We start from the raw sequence: 24159 nt of genomic DNA on the forward strand, positions 1-24159 counted from the left end.
CACCCTGGGGCTGCATGTTTTCAACTTGGAGCCCGTCGATTTTGTTGTCCCGTCGCCGACCGAACAACCTTTTGAATCTCTTTTTGAGCCCAACACCGCCGCGTTGGATCTTGAAAATATCTTGAATGACGAGAGCTACCCAAGCTCTATTCCAATTCCCCGACAAGTTGCAGTGCCTGACTGCCAAGGTTTACGCGGGCGGCAAGATGCGTTCACGCAGGGAATGCGGGATACATACGCGTTTTTGCCGAACTCACCGATATGGTCATATGTTTCGCTCGCGGCGCATTGCGCGCAAGTCGATGTGCTTGTGCCCGCTTGGTATGAAGTCTCCGCCTCCGAAAACGGCGTGATGGATGTCGATTTCCAATTTGACGACCGGATTAATGCCCTTATCGGGGCGAACCGAAATGATTTCGCCCTGATGCCCAGCGTCTCCCTCCCGCTGGGGATTAACGCGGAAGAAGTGCAATTGCTTGTTGGGTCGGCCGATATGCGTCAAGCTCTCGTGGATGAGTTGATTGGAATTGCAGTTTCGAACGATCTTGACGGGATTTGCCTTGATACAAGTGGTTTTCCGGCCAGTACGATCGACCTTGCCGTTGACGTGATCCAACGGCTCTCGGATGCGCTTGGCCGCGTGCGGAAAAAAACCTGTTCAACAATGAGCTTTGATAGCGAATTCTGGATGAACGCTGAACTTGTCGCCGCGTCTGATCGGGTGATTGTCACGATGATACGTGAGCCTTTCGCAGGTTCCCGTCCCGCACCAATAGCTCCACAACAATGGTTCGTTGAATCTGCCGCCTTCGTCACGAGTAAGGTCCCTGCTGACAAACTCGTTTTTGCTCTCGGGACCGGAGGGTATGATTGGGAAAGCGGGAATGACGAACCTACTTGGACTGATTACACGACTATCGTCAACCAGACGGCCTTGAACGACGGCCGGCTTCATTATTTCGATATCGATCTCAACAGTCAGGCGACCTATATCACCAGCGAGCAAGACCGGCACGTCAGCTGGTTTCTAGATGCCGCATCGTTCCACAATCAAATGCGGGAGCTCGAAAAGTTTGGCCTTGCTGGTGTCGCGGTCTGGACTGTCGGACGCGAAGACCCCGGGGTCTGGGACGTTCTGGCCCTGCAAGGCGAAACCTATGCAGCCGTAACGGATAGACTTGGAACCGTTTCGGTCGCCAGTGATGTTCGTTATTTTGGCAAAGGGGCGTTTTACGAACTGTCATCCGAAGCCATCGCAGGCCGGCGCAGTTTTTCAGATGATATCGGGGACGGCCTGATCCATACTCAGGACTACGCCGTCCTGCCCAGACCGATCCTAGTCGAGCGTTTTGGCCAATCTCAAGGGAACAAGATCGCGCTGACCTTCGACGATGGGCCAGACCCGGTTTTCACCGAACAGATCCTTGATATTTTGCAAGACAGAGGGGTCGAGGCCACTTTCTTTGTCGTTGGACAAAATGTGGCGAAGTCACCGGACGTGCTCCAGCGGATTGTGCAAGATGGCCATATCGTTGGCTCACATTCTTTCTCTCATCCGCGTTTGGAAGAAGTGTCGGTCAATCGCGTGAACCTCGAACTGAACAGTCTGCAACGGATTGTTGCCGGTGTGACGGGGCACCGCATGGTACTATACCGGACGCCCTTTGGAGGCAGTGGTGGTCCGTCCACGGCACACGACGTCCAACCTGTTCGCGTTGCTACCGCTTTGGGTTACGTTGAAATGGGTAGCGACATGGTGACTTTTGACTGGACCAACATCTCTGCCGACGAGATTGTAGAGCATGTCCGCCAAGGCGCTTACGAAGGAGGCACCGTGGTTATGCTGCATGACAGCGGGGGTGATCGAAGCGCCACTGTCGAGGCCTTGGGCCGCATGATTGATGAGATGCGGGCCGAAGGGTTCGAGTTTGTCTCTGCACCGGATCTACTCGGTCTCGATTTCGCCGATCTCATGCCGTTAGATGATAGTTTTACGGCAAGGCTGGACGGTTTCTCATTCAGTTTTGCGGTGACGGCTACAAACACATTTATTTTTATTTTCTGGATGACAGTCCTATTGGGCCTTTTGCGCTCTGCCACAATTCTGATACTTGCTCTGTCTCGGCGTCGCGCTGTCGCTCGGGCAACGGACTACGAACCTTGGGTGACGGTTGTTATTGCGGCCTATAACGAGGCGACCGTCATCGAGGAATCTATCCGAACAATACTTGCGTCCGATTACACGAAACTGCGAGTCCTGGTTGTGAACGACGGGTCGACTGACGACACGGTAAAAGTGATCAGGAAAGCGTTCCGCAACAACCGTCGTCGGGTCCAAGTGCACAGTCAGGCAAATGGCGGGAAATGGCAGGCTCTCAACGCTGCCTACAGGCTTGTGTCTACGGACATTGTCGTGGCGATCGACGCGGATACGGTCCTTCACAAAGATGCCGTCAGAAAACTTGTAGCCCCCTTCGGTAATCCAAAAGTGGGTGCCGTCGCCGGCAACGTGAAGGTCGGGAACCGGCTCAATCTTCTGACACGACTACAAGGCCTTGAATATATCACGGCCCAAAACTTGGAACGCCGTGCATTCGACAAGATCAACGGAATGCTTGTCGTCCCGGGTGCAATCGGGGCCTGGCGTGTCGCAGCGGTCATGGACGCCGGAGGTTACTCGGGTGACACTCTCGCAGAAGACGCCGATCTTACGGTCTCGATCCAGCGGCAGGGGTACAAAGTCTGTTTTGTTGAGGATGCAATTTCGGTCACAGAGGCGCCGGCTACGCTCGTGCCATTCCTCAAACAACGTCTTCGCTGGACCTTGGGTATGATGCAGATGGCTTGGAAACACCGTGGCTCCATCGCCGAGCAGCGGGTCATAGGATTGGTGTCGCTGGTCGATCTTCAGATATTTGGTGTTCTATTCGCCCTATTTGCGCCATTGGCCGACTTCGTCCTGATCACGACTGTCGTCGTTGCGGTGAGCGAATACCTAGCGGGAAGACCGCCACTGGACCAGAATGCCTCATACGTACTGCTGGCGGGTTACGTCATACTGCCACTGATGGATGTCCTTTTGGCGGCGACCGCCGTCTGGCTAGAACGGCGCGACAGCGGTTCGGAATCCTATGCGCAACTTTGGGTTCTTCCGTTCCAGCGGGTCTTTTATCGCCAACTGCTTTACTTCACCGTGTACCGGTCTGTCCTGCGCGCACTCACCGGTCGATTGGCCAAATGGGGAAGCCTAGAGAGGATGGGTACAGTCAAATTGGCCCGCGGGACCTGAGACAGGATATGATTAGCTGTTCAAGATCTGGCAGTTGTTTGCAAGCTCTCCGGCCACCACGGGATATCCGCGACGTGGATTGATGATAAACGAATGAACTGCCGTGATCCGCCGCATACATTCGTTGGCAACTTCAGGGCCCGTACTCGCCCCCCCGACATAGATATCGAGCCAAGGTAGGCCATTGCGACCGCTGTGGCAGGGGCCATTTTGGGGCGTCGCGCCATCGCCACAAACGTCCTCGACAATCGCGTATTTCTGAATGGAACCGATGTAAAAGACAGTGGCTTCAGGGAAATCAAGGGTCTGCCTGCCGCCGACGATCGAGTGACCGACAGCAATCGTGATCGGATCATTGTAGGTTCCGGTGCCGCCCGCGCGTCGGTGAATGACTGGCCGTGCGATCGCGGCCGAACCTGGAGGGGTGTTATCCCAATAGCTATAGCCCGTCAGATACGCGTTAAAGCGCCGTTCTTGACCATCGTTAATATAAGCTACTGACGTCAAAGCCTCGCTCGACGTGTTTCCACGGCTAACTGTGCCGATCTGATCACCAATTGCGGCACCGCCGACAAGAACTGTCAGGCCACTTGCTACCATAAAATTTCTCATCGTCTGCATCGTCATTAGCTTCATCCCTTAATCAGCACCTTTTTCTTCACAGAAACGTGTTTATATCTCGTAAATATCTGTTCTTTCGGACAAAAATATGGCGGCCGAGATCAGCGTCCAAAAACCCACATTTAGTGTTTTGCTTAATAGTCCAAACAATTGCTAGTGTATACGAACAATAAAGCGCTTATACGTTTGTGGCATTATCTTGCTTGCTTGGACAATTTCTCGCCTATTGCGCCCTAAGGGGATGCGGTCGAAATAAGCTGATTCACTTTGGCTTTAGTCAGTTGACCGGACCATTGCCCGACCAAAGCGTTATCAATCAGCGCGGGCGCTATGGCTCGCGCAAGGGTGTAATTGGTCATTCAATGCTCTTGAGGCGTTGATTTTCAATCTCGAGTGCCTTCAGCCGTTTCAGTTGATCACGCCTCAGGCCGACATACTCTTTTGCGCCATCTGTATTAAGCTTGGACCGTTACGCCGACCTGCCGCATTTAGCACGATTTCCGCAGGCTTCTCTCGTTTTTATTCCAACGATTAGTCCTCCTAAAAAAGAGATAATCATATCCCAATTGGGGGACCACTTCTGTGGAGGGCATTCCATATCCATGATAATGGCTTGAGGACTTCCCATATTAAAAATCCGCAACCCGTGTTTTGGTGGCCTACGGGACCAAATCCATAGAGCTCATCTCGTATTCAAATTCAGATTTCAGGTGCGTCATCATAAAAAGGAAATTCATTCGACGCCTTTTTTTCATGCTGCTTTGTGTAAAATTTCAGCATGCGGGCAAAAGATCAGCTTTCCGAACCTTATCCTAGTCCATCGCTTGCTTCCCCTGAAAAAGCTAATCACAAATTCTTTGTCTAGCCGCAAAGAGGCCGTCGTGACCGCATACGCAACTATTTCCTCGTCGCCCGCGCTTCAACGTGCAGTTGGGGAATTGAACATCAGCGCGCAACGCGCATCCGGCGATATCACGCGCCTCAAGAACCTGCGACAGCAAGGGTCGTATCGTGCTATCTTTCCGCGCTCCATTAATGGAAATGTTGACGCGGTGATCGTCAACACAGCAGGTGGTGTGACTGGCGGCGATCAATTTTCGATAACCGTTGCTGCCCACGAGGACGCCCAAGTCAGCGTCACAACCCAAGCAGCCGAACGCATTTATCGAGCCTCCGGCACGGCTGCAGGTGTCATGCAAACTAAACTTCGCGCCGAAGCAAACGCACAACTATATTGGTTGCCTCAAGAAACGATTCTCTTTGAAGGATCACGATTACAGCGTCACCTTGAAGTTGACCTGCACGCCAGCGCCAAGTTTCTGATGGTTGAGCCACTGGTTTTCGGGCGATCGGCATCGGGCGAAACCCTGCGGTCTGGCGGATTAGACGACCGTGTGTCGATTACGTCTGGTGGGCGGCCAATATATCTCGACCGAATTATTCTAAATGGCGATATTGCAAAACAACTTGGGCGTCCTGCCGTGGCAAACGCTGCAACTGCCGTGGCCAGCATTGTGCTGGCTGATCCTGCGGCCAAGCGCCTACTTGAGCCGGTGCGCGCCTTACTACCGCCTCACGCGGGTGCCAGCCTTTTGTCAGAAACGGTCCTTGTTGTGCGCATCTTAGCCTCCGACAGCTACGCGCTTCGCACAACGATTTTCTCGATCCTGAAATTGCTAAGCAACAATGCCGTTCCCAAAAACTGGAGACTTTAACCCATGCAATTAACGCCACGTGAAAAAGACAAACTGCTGATTGCCATGGCCGCAGAAGTTGCGCGCAAGCGGTTGTCACGCGGCGTGAAGCTAAATTATCCAGAGGCGATTGCACTGATCACAGATGCCGTCGTCGAAGGGGCACGCGATGGCCGGTCTGTCGCAGATATGATGGAGGCCGGCGGACATGTGATCACGCGCGATCAATGCATGAGTGGCGTGCCCGAGATGATCCACGACGTGCAGGTCGAGGCCACATTCCCCGATGGCACCAAACTTGTCACTGTCCACAACCCGATCAGATAGGAGAACACCATGATCCCCGGCGAAATATTCCCCGCAGATGGCGATTTGATCCTGAATGAAGGCCGCGAGGCCATCGCCCTTATGGTGGCCAATACCGGCGACCGCCCTGTGCAGGTCGGCAGCCATTACCATTTTGCGGAATGCAACGCGGCCTTGGATTTTGACCGCAATGCTGCCTATGGGCGTCGGCTTGATATCGCGCCTGGCACAGCCGTGCGTTTTGAACCCGGTCAACGCCGAGAGATCAATTTGATCGAGATATCAGGCGCCCGCCGCATCTTTGGGTTTAACAACAAAGTAATGGGAGACCTCTGATGGCCACATCAATAAGTCGCGCAGATTACGCTGCCATGTTTGGTCCCACCGTGGGTGATCGGATCCGTCTTGCTGACACCGAGTTGATTATCGAGGTCGAGCGAGACCTGACAGCCGAGCGCGCAAATGGTGGCGACGGCATGACCTACGGTGAAGAGGTTAAGTTCGGTGGCGGCAAGGTCATTCGGGACGGAATGGGCCAATCCCAAGCGACCCGCGCCCAAGGGGCGGTTGATACCGTCATCACCAATGCGCTGATAGTAGACCATTCGGGCATCTACAAAGCCGATGTCGGCCTACGCGGTGGACGAATCCACAAGATCGGTAAGGCGGGTAATCCTGATACCCAGCCAGGCGTCGACATCATCGTCGGCCCCGGCACCGAAGTGATCGCTGGCGAAGGGCGCATACTGACTGCCGGTGGCTTTGACAGCCACATCCACTTTATTTGTCCGCAACAGCTCGAGGACGCATTACACTCTGGCGTAACCACGATGTTGGGCGGTGGTACTGGCCCGGCGCACGGTACGCTGGCAACCACATGCACCCCCGGTCCATGGCATATCGGACGGATGTTGCAGGCTGCAGATGCCTTCCCTATGAACCTCGCGTTTGCGGGCAAAGGTAACGCCAGCCAGCCTGACGCTTTGATTGAGATGGTCAAAGGCGGCGCATGTGCGCTGAAATTGCACGAGGATTGGGGCACCACACCTGCGGCGATTGACTGCTGTCTGTCTGTTGCTGACGACATGGATGTGCAGGTGATGATCCATACAGATACCTTGAATGAATCCGGCTTTGTCGAAACCACATTGGCCGCGATGAAGGGGCGCACCGTTCACGCGTTTCACACCGAAGGAGCAGGTGGAGGCCACGCCCCCGACATCATCAAAATTTGTGGTGAAGAGCATGTGCTGCCATCGTCAACGAACCCGACGCGGCCGTATACGGTCAATACGCTGGAAGAGCATTTGGATATGCTGATGGTCTGTCATCACCTCGACAAATCCATCCCCGAGGATGTGGCATTTGCCGAAAGCCGTATTCGGCGCGAGACCATCGCCGCTGAGGATATCCTACATGACATGGGCGCGTTTTCGATTATCGCATCTGACAGCCAAGCCATGGGACGCGTGGGCGAGGTGTTGATCCGCACATGGCAAACCGCCGATAAGATGAAAAAGCAGCGTGGTCGCCTGCCGGAAGAAACAGGTGAAAACGACAACTTCCGTGTTCGCAGATATATTGCGAAATACACCATCAATCCCGCTATTGCCCATGGGATCAGCCGTGAGATCGGGAGCATCACCGAGGGCAAGCGTGCCGATGTGGTGCTCTGGAAACCTGCATTTTTCGGCGTAAAACCGGAAATGGTCCTTATGGCAGGCACAATCGTCTGTGCGCAGATGGGCGACCCCAATGCCTCTATTCCGACACCGCAACCCGTGTATTCGCGACCCATGTTCGGAGCATTTGGGCGGTCGGTTGAACATTCTGCCGTTTGCTTTGTCTCTGCCGCGGCACAGGCGAATGGGATTGGAGAAAAATTGGGATTGGCCAAGAAAACCGTGGCGGTTGAAAACACCCGCAACATCGGCAAATCGGACCTGATCCACAATACCGCAACCCCCAATATGGAGGTGAACCCCGAAACTTATGAGGTACGTGCCGACGGAGAGTTGCTGACCTGTGAACCCGCCACGGAACTGCCTATGGCCCAAAGGTATTTCTTATTCTGATGACTGATTTTAATACACAAACAATCCGTAAAGCCGGCACATGGTCCAGCGCGTTCGAACGTTGTATCCTGACATATGAAGATCGTTTTTTGCGGCGAAAGGTCATTGAGACCGCGCAAGGGGCCAAGCTATTGGTTGATCTGGAACACACAACGTCGCTTGACCACGGTGATGCGTTCGAGCTTGCCGATGGTCGCCTGATCGAGGTCATCGCCGCCCGGGAAACTCTACTGCAAATCACTGGCGACTTGGTGAAACTGGCTTGGCATGTCGGCAATCGCCATACGCCTTGTCAGATTGAAACAAACCGTTTGGTCATCCAAGCCGATCCCGTCATCGGCCATATGCTGGAACACCTTGGCGCCACTGTGACCGATGTGTTTGAACCATTTACACCCGAAGGTGGCGCTTACGGCCACGGCCGCACGCATAGCCACGATCACGGCCATACTGCAGATGACCATTGACACCTTAACCCTGTCACAGCTTTTGTCGGCCAGTTTTCCTGTGGGGGCATTCGCCTATTCGCATGGATTGGAAGCCGCGACCAATGGCGGGGCAATTCACGACGCGACCAGTTTGCAGGAGTGGTTGCAAGACCTGATGGATTATGGCGGCGCGCGTTCAGATGCGGTTTTACTGAATGCCGCCTACGGGTCAAATGATCCGCTGATTGATGCCAGTGCCCGCGCATTCGCTGCATCTTCAGAGCGGCTTATGGAAACTGACCTGCAAGGGGCTGCATTTTGTGACACAGTACGTTCGGTTTGGGGCCACGAACTGGGGCAGCTTTGTTATCCTGTCGCCGTGGGCCGGGCTGCAGCCACACTGCATTTATGCGCGGAACTGACGACGGCGATGTATCTGCAAGCAACTGTCAGCAACTTGACTGCAGCCGCCATGCGTTTGGTTCCTTTGGGCCAAGTCGACGGTCAGAAAACCCAAGCCGCCCTAAAACCGCAATGCGTCGACATCGCCGCACATTTAAGTGGCGCCACCTTGGATGATTTGCACAGCGCAGCATGGCTGTCGGACATTGCGGCTATGCAACACGAAACCCAATATTCACGCGTATTTCGGAGCTAGAAAAATGTTGTCAAAACACGGACCTTTACGCATTGGCATAGGCGGTCCTGTGGGCGCCGGTAAAACGACACTGACCGCTGCACTTGCCCGCATCTTGCACCCGCACCTGTCGATTGGTGTCATCACTAATGACATTTACACCCAAGAAGACGCCGAGGCCCTGATGCGCATGCAAATCCTACCTCAAGGCCGCGTCATTGGCGTTGAAACCGGCGGTTGTCCCCATACCGCAATCCGCGAGGATGCTTCGATCAATCTGGCTGCCATTGCGGAAATGCGCAAACGACACGATGACCTTGAAATTGTTCTGATCGAAAGCGGCGGCGATAATTTATCGGCAACCTTTAGTCCCGAACTGGCCGATGTGACCATCTATGTGATTGACGTGGCCGCTGGTGAAGAAATCCCGCGTAAGGGTGGGCCTGCGATTACAAAATCAGATATTCTGGTAATCAATAAAACAGATCTGGCGCCATATGTCGGCGCGTCACTCGATGTGATGGATCGCGATGCGAAACGAATGCGTGGTGGCAAACCGTTTGTGTTCACCAGCCTGCGCGGCGGCAAAGGCGCGGCAGAGGTGATTGTTCTGCTGGCAATTATTGGCGGGTTCGAGCCACCAGTCTAAATCATCACCGCATCATTAGGGAGCGCTGAAACCAGACATTTCCAGAAGCGTGCTCAAGGCTGTTCTCCTCAGGGTGGATAACAAGTCAAACAGGCTACCGATCTCTTTGTGACGAAGTCGCCAATAAGGTTTCCAATGGCCGGTAATACAAGCGGCGGATCACCAACTTTTCTATCACAACGCTTGCACGAAATAGCCTGTATAGACGCCCATCATGGTGGATTCCCCGTGCGCCCTGTTAATCAACCACATCATCCAAAGAAGATCGCAAGACCCGTGGCCGAAAGAAAAAATCGACGCAAGCGACAGCTCACCAAGCAGTAAATCCACGATCTGGCCCGTCGCCATACGCGCATCGACCGCATCACGCACTCATACCCGCATCTTTGATTGTTGTCAGCGCCTCGCTGGGCTTAAAATCAATCACTTAGGTGATTTGGTTCACCTTGCGGTAATTCGTGTGGTTGACGTTCGCCATCCATAAAGTAGGGTCCATTCACATATGAATAGGAGCCTGACTCATGACAATTGATCCCGTAAAATTAGACCGCTTGGCGCAAGTCGCTGTGCGCACCGGTGTGAATTTGGCGCAGGGGCAGGAGTTGGTGATTACCGCGCCGTTGGAAGCCTTGCCGCTGGTTCGCCTTATCGTGGTGCATGCTTATAAAGCGGGCGCATCTTTGGTGACCCCGATTTTCAGCGACGGCGAGATCACCAAGGCCCGCTACGAGCATGGCGCGGATGCCAGTTTTGATGTTGCAGCCGGCTGGATGTTTGAGGGCATGGCGCAAGCATTCAAATCGGGTGCCGCGCGTATGGCGATTACCGGCGATGATCCGATGCTGTTGGCGGATATGGACCCTGCCAAGGTTGCCCGTGTGGGTAAGGCCACGTCCATTGCGGCCAAACCTGCGATGGGGCCGATTGTTGGCTTTGAGGTGAATTGGAATATTGTGGCATATCCCGGTGCGGGTTGGGCCGCCAAGGTGTTTCCAGATGTGCCCGTGGAAGAGGCGCAAGGGCGCTTAATGGATGCGATTTATGAAGCGTCACGCATTGGTGGCGATGATCCTGTGAAGAACTGGGCCGAGCATACCGCCGAGTTGAAAAAGCGGGTGAAGTGGTTGAATGATCAAGGGTTTGATGCATTGCAGTATACGGGCGCTGGCACGGATTTGCGGCTTGGTTTAGCCGAGGGGCATATTTGGAAAGGCGGGGCGTCGCCTGCGTTGAACGGGATTGTCTGTCAGCCGAATATTCCGACCGAGGAAGTTTTCACCTGTCCGCATGCCTATAAAGTGGATGGCACGGTGTCCGCGACAAAACCCTTGGCGCATCAGGGGTCGGTGATCGAGGAAATTGTTGTGCGCTTTGAGGCGGGCAAGATTGTTGAGGCCACCGCCAGCAAAGGTCAAGATGTGTTGCGCGCATTGTTGGCGACGGATGAAGGGGCGTGCCGCATTGGCGAGGTGGCATTGGTGCCCCACTCCAGTCCGATTTCGCAGTCGGGTGTGCTGTTTTACAACACGCTGTTTGACGAGAATGCGTCGTGCCATATCGCACTAGGCCAATGTTATGCCGATACGATTGAGGGCGGCAGTGAGTTGTCGCCGGAGGAGTTGAAGCAGAAGGGCGGCAATGGTTCGTTGATCCATGTTGATTGGATGATTGGCGCGGCGGATACCGACATTGATGGCATTGGCAAAGACGGCTCGGTGACGCCGGTGTTTCGCAAGGGGGAATGGGCGTTTTAAGCCGTCGGGACATTCTGTCTAATTGAAATAAAGGTCATTGCGCGTTAGATCAGCGCAATGATCAACCGTTGCCGCGCCATAACTGCCGGCAGTTTGGAGACAGATGATGGCAGATTTACGCACCAATCCGTTTCGCAAGTCCCCACGTTTCTTGGCAAAACTGCCGCGTATTGTGCGGCTTTATATCTTTCATAGTTTGATCGGCTTTGCGATATCGGCGGTGTTCACCGGATTTGTGCTTTATGCCAATGTGGCCAATATCGGCCATTTGGTAACATCTGTCGAAGGCGGCATGATTATGGCGGGCATATTTTTCATGCTAAACGGCATCGTCTTTGCCAGTGTGCAGACCGGTATCGTGATCATGTCGTTGGGTGAAGCTGACGACCGCCCGCGCGGCGGTGGAGTAAAAATTACACCTGTTATGCAGCCCCTCGCAGTCCGCAAATCGTCGAAGTGAGTTATTTAGTCAGACGCGCGCGGTTATTACTGACTTCGCGCTGAAGGGGTTCCATGCCTGCCGCGATGATCTGATCAGGCCGGTAGCCGCAGAGGGCCGCATTGGTCAGCGCGTTCATGGCGGCAGTGAAGGCAGGGGCTTTTTCGTGCATCATGCGTGTGTTTTCGTCAGCGTCGGTTGCGATCAAGCCGACCATACCCATCATGCGCAGGGACATCACGGCGTGGGTATCCATCATTAAAGTGGTGAACGAGGTTTGCAGGATTATCATTTGTTCAGCGGTCATGGCTATTCCTTTCAGGAAAGCAGGTGTTGCAGCTATAGCGGAATGCTGCACTGCAGCATAGGGGGAATTTATCCCCATCTTGCGCTGTGCGACAGATTTGCCGATAAGGGCGGTAACAAATCGGAGATCATCATGCGCGCACGAATCTATAAACCAGCGAGAACTGCAATGTCGTCAGGCACGGCGAAAACACATCATTGGGTTTTAGAGCATGTCGCAGAGGCCGCGCGCTCGGTTGATCCGCTTATGGGTTGGACATCCAGCGACGATACCCAAACCCAAGTGCGAATAACATTCGAGACAAAGCAAGCGGCCTTGGATTATGCCAAAAACAAAGGGATTGAGGTGTCTGTGCAAGAACCAAAAGAGCGCAAACCGAATATCCGCGCGGGTGGTTACGGCGAGAACTTCGCCACCAACCGTCGTGGTGTGTGGACGCATTAACACCTGTGAATCGTGATCAAGTTAACGGCAGGTTGCAGTAAAGTTGCGGCCAAATCCCCTTAAGTCATACCTTCATGTTGTCGGTCACTTGAGGCCCTTAGCTACCGTTCCGCGGACGAAGTGTGCATTCGTTGCAGCTGCGTCAAGGTCGCTAGAGATGCGCCTGACTACAAGCGCGTCCCCGATCGCCCAGCCTTAGACGCGATTAAGCGTCCATGGTCGAGCCTATTGCATCAAGGATTGTTTGCGCCACCACATCACATTCTTCAAGGTTGAGGCGGGAAGGAAGGCGCACGTCACAAGCACGATTGAGCATGGCACGCGTTTTAGGTTGGTCGGGATTACTGCTCAAAAAATTCCAATTCCAAAACGCCCGAGCATTATCAATAGAGCGCCCAAAAACTTGAGCCTTCAAACCCAAATTCGCGGCTTGGGCAATGAATTTATCAACCTGCAAACCCGTCATTTTAAGTAGATTAAACTGAATGGAATCTGGCGCTCTTTGCTCAGGTGGCAAGGAGTTTGGCACCTCTATCCACGGGCACGTTCCAAGAATTTCCGCAACATGATCGTGATTGCGACGCCCATTTTTCACCCGATCTGGCAAAGCATCCAGTTGAGGTCGGATAAGAGCGGCAGAAAGTGTGTTCAATCGTAGATTATACAACGGTAATTTATTTTGCCACTTTGCAAATGACGCACTTAGGACCGGATGCTTTTGCCAGTTGTGCTCATAGGCACCCGACATGATGACGGCCTGCGCGATAAGGTCCTCGTCGTCAGTGATCAAGATTCCCCCTTCGCCTGCGTTCAGCAACTTATAAGATTGAAAGCTAAAACACCCGACTTTCCCAATTGTTCCGATATTTCGACCGTTCCAGGTTGTCCCAAGACTGTGGGCTGCATCTTCGATTACAGGAGTATTGGAAGCATCACACAACCTCATGATAGCATCCATGTCAGATGTATGGCCGCGCATATGGCTAATGATGACTGCGTCGACTTCCGGAAGCTTGTTTTCAAAGTCTTCAAGGTCGATCCGATAGTCACTATCACATTCGCAAAGCAATGGAATGCACTCCGCATGTACCACTGCAGACGGAACGGCTGCAAAAGTGAATGCTGGAATTAAGACTTTGGAATCGCGTGGTAGCCTTAGAGATTTGAGCGAAAGAAATAGTGCTGCTGAACAGGAAGAAACGGCCAGCGCGAACTTGCTTCCAAGCGCCCGTGCGAACTCGGCCTCTAGCAACGCAACAGGTGAATGATCAGAACCGTACCGAAACAGATCACCTGTTCGCAATATCCGTTCGACTTCTCCCATAGCAGCATCTGGGATACCTTCTGCGTCAGTCAAATTTGGAAAAATAGGCATATCACCATCTCATCTATATTGGCCGGAGTGTTGAATGACATCAACATGAGGCGCAGTGTAAACAACTCCCGCACCTTGTTGCAGACAACTAGAGATGAGAAAACCACAATTTGACCAAACGGACATTGTTAGACAGTGCAGCATTGATCAACCGAGCTAGAAGCAGACGTTCGCGTCGCACGCCGATGACCGCTACGCGGACAAACCAACCATTAGCGATCCGCTGCCAAAGGTCGCTTTCCGACTCTGAAGCTATATCAACTCAAGCTCAGAACGATCTTTCCAATGTGCTCTTTCTTGGCAAAGGCGTCCTGAGCAGTGCTAATCTCCCGAAGTGGATAGGTCTCAGCTACCAGTGGTGCGATTTCGCCGCGTTCGATCCGCGTAATAAGGTTTCCAAATACCTCTGGCCCCAACACCGTGCAGCCAAAGAAGCTGAGATCTTTGAGGTAAAGCGTGCGCACGTCCAACTCGACAATAGGTCCGCCTATCGCACCAGCAACGGCATAGCGGCCGCCAGGACGCATGACGTCGAGCAGCGCGGGCCACTGCGGACCTGCGACCAGATCAATGACGACATCGATCTGTTTTCCACCGAGAGTGGCCAGATAATCATCTTTTCGGCCAAGCGTTTCGCTTGCGCCAAGGGCTATCAACTTTTCGGCCTTTTCCGCACTCGTAATAGCAATGACCTTCGCACCGCGTGCCGCCGCAAGTTGCACAGTTGCCGATCCGACCCCACCAGAGGCCCCTGTCACCAGCACGGTTTCACCCGCCTTTACGCCGGCACGTGTCAGCATGTTTTCGGCGGTAGAATAAGAACAGGGGAACGACGCCAATTCGACATCGCTGAGATCGCTTTTGATCGGATAGGCATGCCGCGCAGCGACCCGTGCAAATTCGGCAAAGCCACCATCGCATTCCGACCCAAAATACCAAGGTGTCTCCAAAACCTTTCCATCAGCTTCACGGATACACGGTTCAATCAATACACGTTCACCGATGCGCTCTGGGTCGATTTGGTCTCCAACGGCTACGATACGTCCGCAAACGTCAGCGCCCTGAATGCGGGGGAACGATAGTGGTTCCCCTGACCAGCTTGCGTCGTCCGCATTGGCCTCGCGTTTCGAATACCAAGCGGTCCGAGTGTTAATGTCGGTATTGTTCACCCCGGCGGCACTGACCCTGATCAACACATCCAGCGGGCCGGGCGTCGGGACAGGCAAGTCGTCACGCCACTCCAGCATTTCGGGACCGCCGTGCCCGGTCAACACGACGCCGCTCATTTTGGTAGGTAATGACATAGTTTTTCCTAAGGTAGAATGATAACTCTACTTGCCGAGGTAGAGGGGTCACTCTACAGAGTCAAGAATGAACGATTTGCAAAACCAGATTGATGCCGGGTTAGAACAGGCTTTCGCGACCCATGGCTTTACCGAGCCTAACATCGAGACCTTGCGCAAAGCGTCGGGGGTTAGCCTTCGCACGCTCTACAAGTATGTCCCTTCGCGTCAGGATATGATTCTGCGGGCGCTGGAATATCGGCACCGCCGCTACATAGCACTTGTCTTCCCTGAAACGTCGCATCCGGTCGCTATCTCTTTGGACGGCATCGTTGATAGAGTTGAGCAGTGGATGAAGACGGAAACGACCCACGGCTGTCTATTCCACGCAGCAGTTGCCTCTGCACCGCAGGATGAAAGGTTGCGCGCGTTGCTGGGTCGTCACAAAGCCGAAATGGCCGACCGCGCCGCTATTGTTTCGGATTTGCAGGGACAGGAAGACGAAATATCCGTCATTATGGAGGGATTGATGCAAAGTTGGCCACTACGTGGTCCCGAGGCTGTCACTGCTGCGAAGTCACTGTGTGTGCTGCTATCGCGGACAAATCACTTGAGCAGTGGTCCTGCGAATTCGTGAAGACTGACGTTCGTGTCTGCGCAGTATCCTGCACATGACACGAACCAGACCTAAGACGCAGGCAATCCCAATACTTACTGAGCGGGCAAAGAGAGGTGGTCCTAGATTTTAGACCAGTTTACATCCTTGTTAAGGTGGATCTGGGTTTTATTTAGGCTGCTAATCTCATTGGTTCTGTTTTGCTGACATAGGCCTCATCTGGGGTCAATATGCCGTGAGTTGAATGCGGGCGCTCAGAGTTGTAATACGTCAGCCATTTGCCGATCCCAGCCCGCATTTCCGAGCCTGTCTCAAAGGCATTCAAATAGACGCATTCATACTTCAACGATCGCCAGAGCCTTTCGATCATGCGATTGTCGCGCCATGCGCCTTTTCCGTCCATGCTGATCTTGATGTCTGCGTCGACCAGCACGTCGATCCAAGCGCCGCTGGTAAATTGGCTGCCCTGATCGGTGTTGAAGATTTCCGGCGTGCCGTGCTTGGCGAGCGCCTCTTTCAAAGCCTCGACGCAAAAGTCTGCATCCATACTGTTGGACAGCCGCCACGAAAGCACTTTGCGGCTGTGCCAATCCATGATCGCCACGAGATACAGGAAGCCGCGTCGCATCGGTATGTAGGTAATATCTGCGCACCAAACCTGATTTGGGCGGTCAATTGCCGCATTCCTCAGCAAGTAAGGCCAGATCTTGTGATGCGGATGCTTTTTACTTGTGTTGGGCTCCTGATAGATCGGAACCAGACGCATAAGCCGCATCAAGCGCCGGATCCGGTGGCGGCCACATTGGTGATTGTTGCGCTTCATGTACCGGGCCATCTGACGCGATCCATACCAAGGCGTTTCCAGGAACTGTTTGTCGATGATTTCCATGAACCGCAGGTTCTCAGCGCTCTCGCCGACGGGCTGGTAGTAAAGCCGCGAACGCGACAACTGCAATAGTTCGCACTGTTTACGCATGCTTAACTTATGATCTCGGCTCACCATTTTTTGCCTCGCATCCCGAGCAACTGCTGCGAGGCATCCGCCAAAAAATCTCGCTCCACAACAAGCTGACCTATCTTGGAATGCAGCTTGTCGACGTCAACGGCACTTACCCCATCGGGCGCTGAACCTTTGCGCGTAAATGCCGTCGCCATATTCTCTATCGCCGCCCGTTTCCAAGTCCCTATCTGGGTCGGATGAACGCCATATTTTTTGGACAGTTCCGCCATCGACATCTCCTCGCGGATTGCTTCAAGCGCAACCTTGGCTTTGAAATCGGGCGAATGGTTCTTTCGTTTTGTCATTTGGGATCACTTCTTTCGTCATGCGATCCACCTTAACAACTGGTCCGAAAATCCGCGACCACCTCTAAGTAAGGTCTTTCTGCAACTGCGCCGATGTCTGCAAAGAAGAATTCCGCACCAGCGGCTACACCCGCTTTCGTTGATTCTTACGCCAAGCTGCGGGGGTCACTCCGTAGGCTTTCCGAAATTGGCGGATGAAATGTGTCGTGTCCTGCCATCCGATGTGTGGGGCTATTTGATCGACAGGCATATCGGTGTGCTGCAAGAGCTGCGCTGCCTTGGCGACGCGGGCGGAAGTGATCCATGTGCCGACGGTAAAGCTAGTCTCGGCCTTGACGACAGTCGCAACATGAGGCGCGGTTCGGCCAACTGCGGACGCCACATCACTGAGGGAAATGGGCGAAAAGCTATGTCGTTGAATGTAGCGCAATGCGGTAGCAACGAGCGGTGAGCGTTGCGTATCCTCATCGGCTTTTGGCATCGCTCGTGACACCTCTGACAGGATTAGGGTAATCAGGCTGCGTTGCACTTCTGCAGTAAGCTCGGTTTGCCCTTCTGCCTCGCACGCCAAGGTTTCGAACCAGAGCTGCAAACGCGTCTGTGCTACATCATTCAAATGGACGACGGGGGACGCTCCAAGGCGCACTTCTGCGAAAGGCCGCATGACCGCCTGTGTCTCGTCGAGCCCGAAGCCACCTGCAGAGAATCCCAGAAGCCAATAATCAAGATCTTCGCCTGCCAATGGCCGGTGCGGCACACCGGCCGGAACAATCGTCACGCTACCCGCCAAGGACAGCGTTTCGTATTTCTGCTCCATCGTGAACCAACCCGCACGGGTAAACACCAACCCATGTTCGGCGAGAACGGCGACAGGTGCCGGCTGCGTGCTGACGCCCGTCTCGTGAATCACATAGCAGGAGGGATGTGGTGGTTCGGTGTGCTGAAGGTCTGTCATGCGCAAATCTCGAATATCATAAGATCAGCCGATAATACCGAAATCCACGCTCTCAAGCAACGGCGCCTACGGGCCTATGTTGAGGTCAACGAAACCATCAGCTTGAATTGGGCATAATATGTCAAACCAACAGTACGACCTTATTATCATCGGTGGTGGTCCTGCCGGACAATCCGCTGCTTTGATCGCTGGGCGAACACGTATGAAAACTGCGTTCATCAACGCCGAAAGCCCCCGCAACTTTGTGACCACAGCCTCGCACGGGTTTTTGACCCGCGACGGTGCCCACCCCAGCGAGCTTTTGGCGGTGGCCAAGGAACAGCTGCGCAAATATCCAACCGTCAATTACATTGCCGATAGCGTTTCTGACGTCGCGCGTTTGGCCGACGGGTTTTCGGCGACGACAGCGCAGGGTGCAACGATGACCGCGACCCGCATGTTGATTGCGACGGGGCATCGGGACCACCTCGACCAGTTGGATTTACCCGGCATCGAGGACGTCTACGGCAAATCGGTCTACCCATGCCCGTTCTGCGATGGATACGAGCATGCCGACGAGGCGTTGGCCATTTTCGGCCATAGCGCGATCGAACATTTTGTGCCGATGATGCGGATCTGGTCGCACGATATGATCGTGTTCACCAACAGCAATCCGCTGGACGCTAAGGTGAAGGCAGAGTTGCAGGCCAAAGGCGTGCTGGTCGAAGAAGGTAAGGTTGCGACCTTGCGGTCGAAAGGCGGCACGCTCACCCATGTCGTATTGGAAGACGGGCGTGAGATTGCGCGGCAAAGTGGGTTCATCATCGAGGAATTTTCGTCGCCTGCGACCGATTTTGCCGAGCATCTGGGAGTTATCGCGAACGACGAAAACGATTGGGGAATGTCCGAGCTTGCCAGTGCGTCGGGCACGACCAATATCCCGGGGCTCTACGTTGTCGGTGACGCACGCATGGGCTTTGCGGGAATCGCGGCGGCGGTCTCAGAGGGTGGTTTCTGCGTAGAGATGATGGCCCATGAGGTCGCGATGGAACGTTGGACCGCGCTACCGGAGGAACCAAAATGAAGGACAAGACAAAGAAACTTTGGGAAAAGCAGGATCAGCATAAGGGCGACCGCTGGCGGCTGTTTCAAGCGGTGAGCGTGGCCGTGCCTGCGCATCGTGTGCTCTATGCGGGCAGCTATGTCGATATTGCGCCGTCCTTCGTTTATGACGATGTGAACTATGCGGACGTAGACAAGCGGGCAGCGGCGTTTTTTGCCGATACCGAAGGTGTTCGACAAATCATTTGCGACCATGGCGGCAATGTGAACGGGCGGGTCGCGTTCGCGCATGGCGACTATAGGGCGTTGGATTTAGAGCCGGAAAGCTTTGAACTTTTGATCTCGCTCTATGCGGGGTTTATATCAGAGCCCTGCGGCCATTTTCTGCGCATCGGGGGGCATCTGCTGGTCAACTCAAGCCATGGTGATGCGGCGCTTGCGGCACTCGATCCACGGTTCAGGTTGGTGGCGGTCGTCACATGCGCAAACGGTCGCTACAGAGTTATCGATCAAAATGTCGACAGCTACATGGTGCCGAAAAAACCGCAAACGATCACCCGTGACAGCCTGAAGAAGTCGGGGCGTGGCGTTGCGTATACCAAATCACCATTTGCCTACTTGTTCAAAAGGGTGCTGTGAACGTTTAATTGATAATGCCGTGGTTAAAGCAGCCGTCGGCGGGACGCAGAAACGCGGTGAAGACGGCTCTAGCCGGACGTTACCTGTAACGACGCGGTTCCAGTACATGTCGCAAGGAGGCGCTGATCTGTTATCCCACTTGTTTCGCTGCCATTGTTACGCTCAGGGCCTCAGCGAATGCACGCACACGCCGTGGTTGTGCCCGACCAGGCGGGAACATCATCTGGAGAGGATTGGGCTGTGCTGCAAAACCTTCTAACAAAGCGACAAGTCTTCCAGCCTGCAGATCCGGCGCGACATCAAGTTCTGATTTCAGAATAATTCCGTGCCCCTCCAATGCCCATTGCCGTACCAGAGAGCCGTCATTGACAATTTTGTTGCCGCGAACGGTCACGGATTGCGGTTTGTTGCCAGCTTCAAACCGCCAGACATTGTCTAAAGTGGTGCCGAACCGCATGATCAGGCAATTATGCCGTATCAGATCTGCGGGGACCAGCGGTGCGCCGTTGGACGCGATATAGGACGGTGCCGCGCAAACGATCCTGCGAAAATGACCAAGGCTGCGTGCGCGCAGTGTGCTGTCGGTGACGGCACCAAAACGCAAGGCCAGATCGAACCCCTGACCGACGAGATCGACATAGCCGTCAGACAACAACAACTCGATCGAAATTTCTGGGTGGTCTGCTGTGAACGAAGATATCACGTGCGACACGATGCTGCGGCCAATATCAATTGGCGCGCTGATCCTGATCGGGCCGGATAGGGTCTCTGCTCCGTGCCGGATCCGCGCATCAAGGTCTTCGATCTCTCCCAACACAATCTTGGCCCCACTCAGCAGAGTACGGCCCTCATCTGTCAGGCTTAAAGACCGCGTCGTGCGGTTGAACAGGACCACGCCATAATGCGCCTCAAGCGCGGCCAAACGTTCCGAAACTGTTGTGGCAGAAAGCCCGACCTCTCGCCCCGCAGCGACAAGGCTACCTTTCTCGGTGATGGTTAGGAACAAGCGAATATTGTCGATCAGCATTGCACGGATTTTCCGGATTATCATTTTGAATGAAGCTTGTTTATCCGCTTATTCCTGCGCTGTATATGATTGTTAGAAAAACAGACATCCAAAGGAAAACACCAATGTCCAAGCTTACGATCATCGCGAACATTCACGCCAACGCTGACAAAATCGAACTGGTTAAAGCGGAGCTGCTAAAGCTGGTTCCGATCACACGTTCTGAAGAAGGCTGCATCAATTATGACCTGCATCAGGATAACGAAAATCCCGCGCATTTCACATTCTTCGAGAACTGGGAGAGCCGTGACCTGTGGCAGACACATATGAATGCGCCGCATCTTGCGGCTTACATGGCCGCGACCGACGGCGCTGTTGCTGAATTCACTCTGAGCGAGATGTCTCACATCGAGTGACCGCTACCTTTCGAAAGTAATCACCGGGTTAAACCCAGACTTTAATGCGGGACATCTTTGGCGGGGTCTCGCAACATATTTCAATTCGGAGAACGAACATGAAAGCCATCGGATACACCACAAACGGCGCCATCGATCGCGCCGACGCCCTGATCGACCTTGAGGTCGATAAACCGACTGCTACCGGCCACGATATTTTGGTCAAGGTTGCTGCCGTGTCGGTCAACCCTGTCGATACAAAGGTGCGCCAAAACCGCCCCGCAGAAGGCGAAACGCCCGTGATCCTCGGGTGGGACGCCGTGGGTGAGGTTGTGGAAGTTGGCGACAAGGTCAACCAGTTCAAGACTGGCGATAAGGTCTGGTATGCGGGCGCTATCAACCGCTCTGGCGCGAATGCCGAATATCACCTCGTTGATGCACGCATCGTGGGCCACGCGCCGAAGTCTATCGACGCTTCTGCCGCTGCGGCCCTGCCTTTAACCACTTTGACGGCTCAGGAAATGATTTTTGACCGTTTAAAAGTAACAGACCCAGTGCCGGGTGCGGCAAATGCCATCGTGATCATTGGCGGTGCGGGTGGCGTTGGCTCTATCGCGATCCAGCTTCTGCGCGAACAGACTGACCTGACGATCATCGCCACGGCGTCGCGTCCTGAAACCGAAGCATGGGTCAAAGAACTTGGCGCGCATCATGTTGTGGATCACTCTAAACCGTTGGCGAAACAGATTGCCGACCTGAACATCGGCGCGCCTGCGTTTGTATTTTCCACCAACTATTCCGACACTTATGTGCAGCAGATTGCCGAATTCATCGCGCCGCAGGGGCGGTTTGGCTTGATCGACGACCCCAAAGCGTTCGACATCATGCCGTTCAAAGGCAAGGCCGTTTCGATCCATTGGGAGCTGATGTTTACGCGGTCGTTGTTCACCACCAACGACATCGCGCGTCAGGGCGAAATCCTTGATACTGTTGCGAGCCTGATTGATGCAGGCAAAATCCGCTCCACCGCGACCGAAAGCTTCGGGACGATCAACGCCGAGAACCTCAAACGCGCCCATGCGCTGATTGAAAGCGGTAAAGCCAAGGGCAAAATCGTTCTGGAAGGCTTCTGAAATACAGGTGCACAGGCTTGATCACGTCAACATCCAAACCACTCAAGTTATGACGATGGTGGATTGGGACAGTGACATTTTAGGCCTGCGCACCTGCCGACGCTCAGATCTTTCATCCGGATGCGCGGCTTTATGCAGGGGATTGCGCCAAGATCCGTTTAATCGGGCACGACGGTGATCCGGCGGTTGGTTGTGGGGAAAAACTTGAACACTTTGCGCTGACCGCCGGAGGTAGAGCGGGTTTTAAAGCAAAGTTGCGCGATCAGGCCATTCATCATCAACGTTTTTTCTGAGCGAGATGAGTATCGAGCAGTTCCACCTGTAATCCCCCTAAAGTTAAAGGTGTTCAAAAGTCGAATTTTCTCGACAAAATATCTGAGGAGATGTTTGCTGAAGGAGGCGCTTGGGAAAAAGCGTTAAGGCCATCTCGACGGCGAGATATGGCCTTAACTTCGGTCGCACAACACGGGCTCAGCATTGCGCTGGCATGTCGTGCGTTTGAGATCAATGAGACCTGTTATCGGCACAGCCCCATGCTGAGCGATGAGAACAAAGAGATCGCGGATTAGCTTGAACGCCTGACGGCAAACAAACGCTCCTGGGGCTTTGGCTTATGCTTTTCGTATCTGCGCAACGTCCAACCAGTTCAAGCGCACTGTCGAGGTACGCCTTGAAGCCGCTTTTGACCTCTGCGACTGATTGTATTTTAATGGTGGCGGTAAGGTTCTGGGTGGTCCCTCGGTCTTTCAGGAATGACGCCAAGAGGGCCTCTTGCTCGCCGAGCCTAGAAAATATGCGGTGGCCTCATCAGCGATGCTTCTTGTTGCTCTCAGGTCGCAATGGGCGCGATCATCTAGCGGCCCGTATGCAGAGATCTGTTCTCGGAGTGCACCAAGCCGCGTTTGAAAATGTTCAAGGACGTGTCGACGCATTCGCCATAGCGCATGGTCTGTGGCCTACCTGTATATCTAGATGCAATAATCCGCCCACCGCCATCGCCCGTGCTAACATCAACGCAACAGATGGTCGCCGGGTGCGAAGGGAGAGCCTGACTTCTGAGCGGCGATTCTCAGGATGTCGAGAGGCCGGGAGAGGCCAACGGAAGTAAAAGACCCCGTGCCGAGATAGAACTAGATAGGTTGGATTGCGCATAACTGTGTGACCCTAGTGCGGCGCACCGTGTTTCACAGCCTATCAAGGCATTGTTATTAAGGGTGATGGTGGAGCCTAGCGGGATCGAACCGCTGACCTCCTGCATGCCATGCAGGCGCTCTCCCAGCTGAGCTAAGGCCCCATCATTGGGTGCTGTCTATGCAGCTAGTCGGGCGAGATCAAGAGATAATCTCGCCCAACGAATAGAAAGTTTAGTCGTCGTCGCTTGTCGGTACATCGGCCAGTTCTTCGAGGCTGACAGTATCATCATCATCGTCGTCCAGAACGTCATCGGCGAGGTCCGCATCATCGTCGTCTTCTTCGTCGTCGAGCACCAGATCGTCCTCGTCGTCGTCGACTTTCATCTTGGTTGTTTGCGCATCTTCTGCGTCAGCAACCATCGTGCGGGTCTTGGAGGTGTCGATTGCCACTTCCTTGCCGGTATAAGGGCTGATCACAGGGGTCGCATTCAGGTCATAAAAGCGTTTGCCGGTTTCCGGGCAAAGGCGCTTCGTGCCCCATTCTTCGTTAGGCATATGTTACCCTTTCAAAATCTGGTCGCGCTTGTGGCGCATCAAGGCCTCGTGCCATATGAAGTGCAGCGTGTCAAAGGCTT

At 54.0% G+C, this 24159-nt stretch carries 27 protein-coding genes, 1 tRNA gene and 1 pseudogene; 17 read left to right on the plus strand and 12 right to left on the minus strand.

Features of this window, described 5'->3' with window-relative positions:
• Positions 1-223: 223 nt before the first annotated feature.
• The gene (locus tag ACXLHR_RS15720; protein ID WP_458792313.1) at positions 224-3289 is read left to right on the plus strand and encodes a glycosyltransferase; all 3066 of its coding nucleotides are present in this window, start codon (positions 224-226) and stop codon (positions 3287-3289) included.
• 12 nt (positions 3290-3301) lie between these two features.
• Here ACXLHR_RS15720 and ACXLHR_RS15725 read toward each other — a convergent pair whose 3' ends face one another.
• Positions 3302-3916 carry a hypothetical protein gene (locus tag ACXLHR_RS15725; RefSeq protein ID WP_458792314.1) on the minus strand — a complete coding sequence of 205 codons (615 nt, stop codon included), beginning with the start codon at positions 3914-3916 and terminating at the stop codon, positions 3302-3304.
• A gap of 227 nt (positions 3917-4143) precedes the next feature.
• Positions 4144-4269, minus strand: a complete 126-nt coding sequence (locus ACXLHR_RS15730; protein WP_458792315.1) for a hypothetical protein — start codon at positions 4267-4269, stop codon at positions 4144-4146.
• Between the two features lie 522 nt (positions 4270-4791).
• Here ACXLHR_RS15730 and ACXLHR_RS15735 point away from each other — a divergent pair.
• Genes ACXLHR_RS15735 through ureG form a run of 7 tightly spaced genes read left to right on the plus strand, consistent with a single transcriptional unit; the run spans position 4792 to position 9699 of the window.
• The gene (locus tag ACXLHR_RS15735; protein ID WP_458792316.1) at positions 4792-5625 is read left to right on the plus strand and encodes an urease accessory protein UreD; all 834 of its coding nucleotides are present in this window, start codon (positions 4792-4794) and stop codon (positions 5623-5625) included.
• Between the two features lie 3 nt (positions 5626-5628).
• Positions 5629-5931, plus strand: a complete 303-nt coding sequence (locus ACXLHR_RS15740) for an urease subunit gamma (protein WP_458792317.1) — start codon at positions 5629-5631, stop codon at positions 5929-5931.
• A gap of 9 nt (positions 5932-5940) precedes the next feature.
• On the plus strand, positions 5941-6246 hold the full coding sequence (locus tag ACXLHR_RS15745) for an urease subunit beta (protein WP_458792318.1): 306 nt from the start codon (positions 5941-5943) through the stop codon (positions 6244-6246).
• A complete protein-coding gene (ureC, locus tag ACXLHR_RS15750) occupies positions 6246-7985 on the plus strand; it encodes an urease subunit alpha (RefSeq protein ID WP_458792319.1) in 1740 nt (579 codons plus the stop codon). Before ACXLHR_RS15745 ends, ureC begins: the two co-directional genes overlap by 1 nt.
• A complete protein-coding gene (locus tag ACXLHR_RS15755) occupies positions 7985-8452 on the plus strand; it encodes an urease accessory protein UreE (protein ID WP_458792320.1) in 468 nt (155 codons plus the stop codon). Before ureC ends, ACXLHR_RS15755 begins: the two co-directional genes overlap by 1 nt.
• On the plus strand, positions 8442-9071 hold the full coding sequence (locus tag ACXLHR_RS15760; protein WP_458792321.1) for an urease accessory protein UreF: 630 nt from the start codon (positions 8442-8444) through the stop codon (positions 9069-9071). Before ACXLHR_RS15755 ends, ACXLHR_RS15760 begins: the two co-directional genes overlap by 11 nt.
• A 4-nt stretch (positions 9072-9075) precedes the next feature.
• Positions 9076-9699 carry an urease accessory protein UreG gene (gene ureG, locus ACXLHR_RS15765; protein ID WP_458792322.1) on the plus strand — a complete coding sequence of 208 codons (624 nt, stop codon included), beginning with the start codon at positions 9076-9078 and terminating at the stop codon, positions 9697-9699.
• Between the two features lie 174 nt (positions 9700-9873).
• On the opposite strand, the gene ACXLHR_RS15770 is transcribed toward ureG, so the two are convergent.
• Entirely contained in the window at positions 9874-10071 is a 198-nt protein-coding gene (locus tag ACXLHR_RS15770) for a hypothetical protein (protein ID WP_458792323.1), read from the minus strand.
• A gap of 149 nt (positions 10072-10220) precedes the next feature.
• On the opposite strand from ACXLHR_RS15770, the gene ACXLHR_RS15775 reads away from it, so the two are divergent.
• Together ACXLHR_RS15775 and ACXLHR_RS15780 are read left to right on the plus strand one after the other, a co-directional pair.
• A complete protein-coding gene (locus tag ACXLHR_RS15775) occupies positions 10221-11453 on the plus strand; it encodes an aminopeptidase (RefSeq protein WP_458792324.1) in 1233 nt (410 codons plus the stop codon).
• Positions 11454-11559: 106 nt separating this feature from the next.
• Positions 11560-11913, plus strand: a complete 354-nt coding sequence (locus ACXLHR_RS15780; protein ID WP_458792325.1) for a hypothetical protein — start codon at positions 11560-11562, stop codon at positions 11911-11913.
• A 1-nt stretch (position 11914) separates the two neighbouring features.
• Here ACXLHR_RS15780 and ACXLHR_RS15785 read toward each other — a convergent pair whose 3' ends face one another.
• Positions 11915-12199, minus strand: coding sequence for an antifreeze protein (locus tag ACXLHR_RS15785; protein WP_458792326.1), 285 nt, complete (start codon positions 12197-12199; stop codon positions 11915-11917).
• Between the two features lie 132 nt (positions 12200-12331).
• Here ACXLHR_RS15785 and ACXLHR_RS15790 point away from each other — a divergent pair, with 132 nt between their 5' ends.
• Positions 12332-12643 carry an ETC complex I subunit gene (locus ACXLHR_RS15790; RefSeq protein WP_458792327.1) on the plus strand — a complete coding sequence of 104 codons (312 nt, stop codon included), beginning with the start codon at positions 12332-12334 and terminating at the stop codon, positions 12641-12643.
• 205 nt (positions 12644-12848) lie between these two features.
• On the opposite strand, the gene ACXLHR_RS15795 is transcribed toward ACXLHR_RS15790, so the two are convergent.
• Positions 12849-14018: a DegT/DnrJ/EryC1/StrS family aminotransferase gene (locus ACXLHR_RS15795; RefSeq protein WP_458792328.1), complete on the minus strand. Its 1170-nt coding sequence runs from the start codon at positions 14016-14018 to the stop codon at positions 12849-12851.
• A gap of 257 nt (positions 14019-14275) precedes the next feature.
• The gene (locus ACXLHR_RS15800) at positions 14276-15322 is read right to left on the minus strand and encodes an alcohol dehydrogenase family protein (RefSeq protein WP_458792329.1); all 1047 of its coding nucleotides are present in this window, start codon (positions 15320-15322) and stop codon (positions 14276-14278) included.
• 67 nt (positions 15323-15389) lie between these two features.
• Between ACXLHR_RS15800 and ACXLHR_RS15805 the strand changes: the two genes are divergently transcribed.
• The gene (locus ACXLHR_RS15805; RefSeq protein ID WP_458792330.1) at positions 15390-15938 is read left to right on the plus strand and encodes a TetR/AcrR family transcriptional regulator; all 549 of its coding nucleotides are present in this window, start codon (positions 15390-15392) and stop codon (positions 15936-15938) included.
• Positions 15939-16089: 151 nt separating this feature from the next.
• On the opposite strand, the gene ACXLHR_RS15810 is transcribed toward ACXLHR_RS15805, so the two are convergent.
• Together ACXLHR_RS15810 and ACXLHR_RS15815 are read right to left on the minus strand one after the other, a co-directional pair.
• Positions 16090-17222 (minus strand): IS3 family transposase gene (locus tag ACXLHR_RS15810; RefSeq protein WP_458789667.1). Its coding sequence is split into 2 segments (ribosomal slippage): positions 16090-16943 and positions 16943-17222, totalling 1134 coding nucleotides; the frame shifts between segments, so codons are not numbered across the junction.
• Positions 17223-17346: 124 nt separating this feature from the next.
• Positions 17347-18177, minus strand: a complete 831-nt coding sequence (locus ACXLHR_RS15815) for a helix-turn-helix domain-containing protein (protein ID WP_458792331.1) — start codon at positions 18175-18177, stop codon at positions 17347-17349.
• Between the two features lie 118 nt (positions 18178-18295).
• Here ACXLHR_RS15815 and ACXLHR_RS15820 point away from each other — a divergent pair, with 118 nt between their 5' ends.
• Together ACXLHR_RS15820 and ACXLHR_RS15825 are read left to right on the plus strand one after the other, a co-directional pair.
• The gene (locus ACXLHR_RS15820) at positions 18296-19240 is read left to right on the plus strand and encodes an NAD(P)/FAD-dependent oxidoreductase (RefSeq protein ID WP_458792332.1); all 945 of its coding nucleotides are present in this window, start codon (positions 18296-18298) and stop codon (positions 19238-19240) included.
• Positions 19237-19857, plus strand: a complete 621-nt coding sequence (locus tag ACXLHR_RS15825) for a hypothetical protein (RefSeq protein ID WP_458792333.1) — start codon at positions 19237-19239, stop codon at positions 19855-19857. The genes ACXLHR_RS15820 and ACXLHR_RS15825 overlap by 4 nt, the downstream gene beginning before the upstream one ends.
• A 130-nt stretch (positions 19858-19987) precedes the next feature.
• On the opposite strand, the gene ACXLHR_RS15830 is transcribed toward ACXLHR_RS15825, so the two are convergent.
• Positions 19988-20908 carry a LysR family transcriptional regulator gene (locus tag ACXLHR_RS15830; RefSeq protein WP_458792334.1) on the minus strand — a complete coding sequence of 307 codons (921 nt, stop codon included), beginning with the start codon at positions 20906-20908 and terminating at the stop codon, positions 19988-19990.
• A gap of 80 nt (positions 20909-20988) precedes the next feature.
• Here ACXLHR_RS15830 and ACXLHR_RS15835 point away from each other — a divergent pair, with 80 nt between their 5' ends.
• The 3 genes and pseudogenes from ACXLHR_RS15835 to ACXLHR_RS15845 all read left to right on the plus strand — a co-directional run.
• Positions 20989-21279, plus strand: a complete 291-nt coding sequence (locus tag ACXLHR_RS15835) for a putative quinol monooxygenase (RefSeq protein WP_458792335.1) — start codon at positions 20989-20991, stop codon at positions 21277-21279.
• 98 nt (positions 21280-21377) lie between these two features.
• Positions 21378-22391 (plus strand): zinc-binding alcohol dehydrogenase family protein, encoded by a 1014-nt coding sequence (locus ACXLHR_RS15840; protein ID WP_458792336.1) that lies wholly within the window; start codon positions 21378-21380, stop codon positions 22389-22391.
• A gap of 384 nt (positions 22392-22775) precedes the next feature.
• Positions 22776-23032 (plus strand): annotated as a pseudogene (locus ACXLHR_RS15845) (IS3 family transposase); the annotation flags it as partial.
• Positions 23033-23303: 271 nt separating this feature from the next.
• Here ACXLHR_RS15845 and ACXLHR_RS15850 read toward each other — a convergent pair.
• The 3 genes from ACXLHR_RS15850 to ACXLHR_RS15860 all read right to left on the minus strand — a co-directional run bounded on the left by ACXLHR_RS15850 (position 23304) and on the right by ACXLHR_RS15860 (position 24079).
• Entirely contained in the window at positions 23304-23543 is a 240-nt protein-coding gene (locus ACXLHR_RS15850) for a DUF6538 domain-containing protein (protein ID WP_458792337.1), read from the minus strand.
• Between the two features lie 66 nt (positions 23544-23609).
• Positions 23610-23685 (minus strand) — tRNA-Ala (locus tag ACXLHR_RS15855).
• Between the two features lie 70 nt (positions 23686-23755).
• Positions 23756-24079, minus strand: a complete 324-nt coding sequence (locus ACXLHR_RS15860) for a TIGR02300 family protein (RefSeq protein WP_458792338.1) — start codon at positions 24077-24079, stop codon at positions 23756-23758.
• Positions 24080-24159: the final 80 nt, after the last annotated feature.

The sequence above is a fragment of the Yoonia sp. MH D7 genome (assembly GCF_054439475.1).

Excerpts from the sequence above, each read along its gene's own strand:
- ACXLHR_RS15830 (WP_458792334.1), bottom strand. The coding sequence starts at position 20,908 with ATGATAATCCGGAAAATCCGTGCAATGCTGATCGACAATATTCGCTTG.
- ACXLHR_RS15800 (WP_458792329.1), bottom strand. The coding sequence starts at position 15,322 with ATGTCATTACCTACCAAAATGAGCGGCGTCGTGTTGACCGGGCACGGC.
- ACXLHR_RS15840 (WP_458792336.1), top strand. The coding sequence starts at position 21,378 with ATGAAAGCCATCGGATACACCACAAACGGCGCCATCGATCGCGCCGAC.
- ACXLHR_RS15760 (WP_458792321.1), top strand. The coding sequence starts at position 8,442 with ATGACCATTGACACCTTAACCCTGTCACAGCTTTTGTCGGCCAGTTTT.
- ACXLHR_RS15785 (WP_458792326.1), bottom strand. The coding sequence starts at position 12,199 with ATGACCGCTGAACAAATGATAATCCTGCAAACCTCGTTCACCACTTTA.
- ACXLHR_RS15805 (WP_458792330.1), top strand. The coding sequence starts at position 15,390 with ATGAACGATTTGCAAAACCAGATTGATGCCGGGTTAGAACAGGCTTTC.
- ACXLHR_RS15725 (WP_458792314.1), bottom strand. The coding sequence starts at position 3,916 with ATGACGATGCAGACGATGAGAAATTTTATGGTAGCAAGTGGCCTGACA.
- ACXLHR_RS15775 (WP_458792324.1), top strand. The coding sequence starts at position 10,221 with ATGACAATTGATCCCGTAAAATTAGACCGCTTGGCGCAAGTCGCTGTG.
- ACXLHR_RS15825 (WP_458792333.1), top strand. The coding sequence starts at position 19,237 with ATGAAGGACAAGACAAAGAAACTTTGGGAAAAGCAGGATCAGCATAAG.
- ACXLHR_RS15820 (WP_458792332.1), top strand. The coding sequence starts at position 18,296 with ATGTCAAACCAACAGTACGACCTTATTATCATCGGTGGTGGTCCTGCC.
- ACXLHR_RS15740 (WP_458792317.1), top strand. The coding sequence starts at position 5,629 with ATGCAATTAACGCCACGTGAAAAAGACAAACTGCTGATTGCCATGGCC.
- ACXLHR_RS15815 (WP_458792331.1), bottom strand. The coding sequence starts at position 18,177 with ATGACAGACCTTCAGCACACCGAACCACCACATCCCTCCTGCTATGTG.
- ACXLHR_RS15780 (WP_458792325.1), top strand. The coding sequence starts at position 11,560 with ATGGCAGATTTACGCACCAATCCGTTTCGCAAGTCCCCACGTTTCTTG.
- ACXLHR_RS15755 (WP_458792320.1), top strand. The coding sequence starts at position 7,985 with ATGACTGATTTTAATACACAAACAATCCGTAAAGCCGGCACATGGTCC.
- ACXLHR_RS15745 (WP_458792318.1), top strand. The coding sequence starts at position 5,941 with ATGATCCCCGGCGAAATATTCCCCGCAGATGGCGATTTGATCCTGAAT.
- ureG (WP_458792322.1), top strand. The coding sequence starts at position 9,076 with ATGTTGTCAAAACACGGACCTTTACGCATTGGCATAGGCGGTCCTGTG.
- ACXLHR_RS15730 (WP_458792315.1), bottom strand. The coding sequence starts at position 4,269 with ATGACCAATTACACCCTTGCGCGAGCCATAGCGCCCGCGCTGATTGAT.
- ureC (WP_458792319.1), top strand. The coding sequence starts at position 6,246 with ATGGCCACATCAATAAGTCGCGCAGATTACGCTGCCATGTTTGGTCCC.
- ACXLHR_RS15790 (WP_458792327.1), top strand. The coding sequence starts at position 12,332 with ATGCGCGCACGAATCTATAAACCAGCGAGAACTGCAATGTCGTCAGGC.
- ACXLHR_RS15850 (WP_458792337.1), bottom strand. The coding sequence starts at position 23,543 with ATGCGCAATCCAACCTATCTAGTTCTATCTCGGCACGGGGTCTTTTAC.
- ACXLHR_RS15835 (WP_458792335.1), top strand. The coding sequence starts at position 20,989 with ATGTCCAAGCTTACGATCATCGCGAACATTCACGCCAACGCTGACAAA.
- ACXLHR_RS15720 (WP_458792313.1), top strand. The coding sequence starts at position 224 with ATGCGGGATACATACGCGTTTTTGCCGAACTCACCGATATGGTCATAT.
- ACXLHR_RS15795 (WP_458792328.1), bottom strand. The coding sequence starts at position 14,018 with ATGCCTATTTTTCCAAATTTGACTGACGCAGAAGGTATCCCAGATGCT.
- ACXLHR_RS15860 (WP_458792338.1), bottom strand. The coding sequence starts at position 24,079 with ATGCCTAACGAAGAATGGGGCACGAAGCGCCTTTGCCCGGAAACCGGC.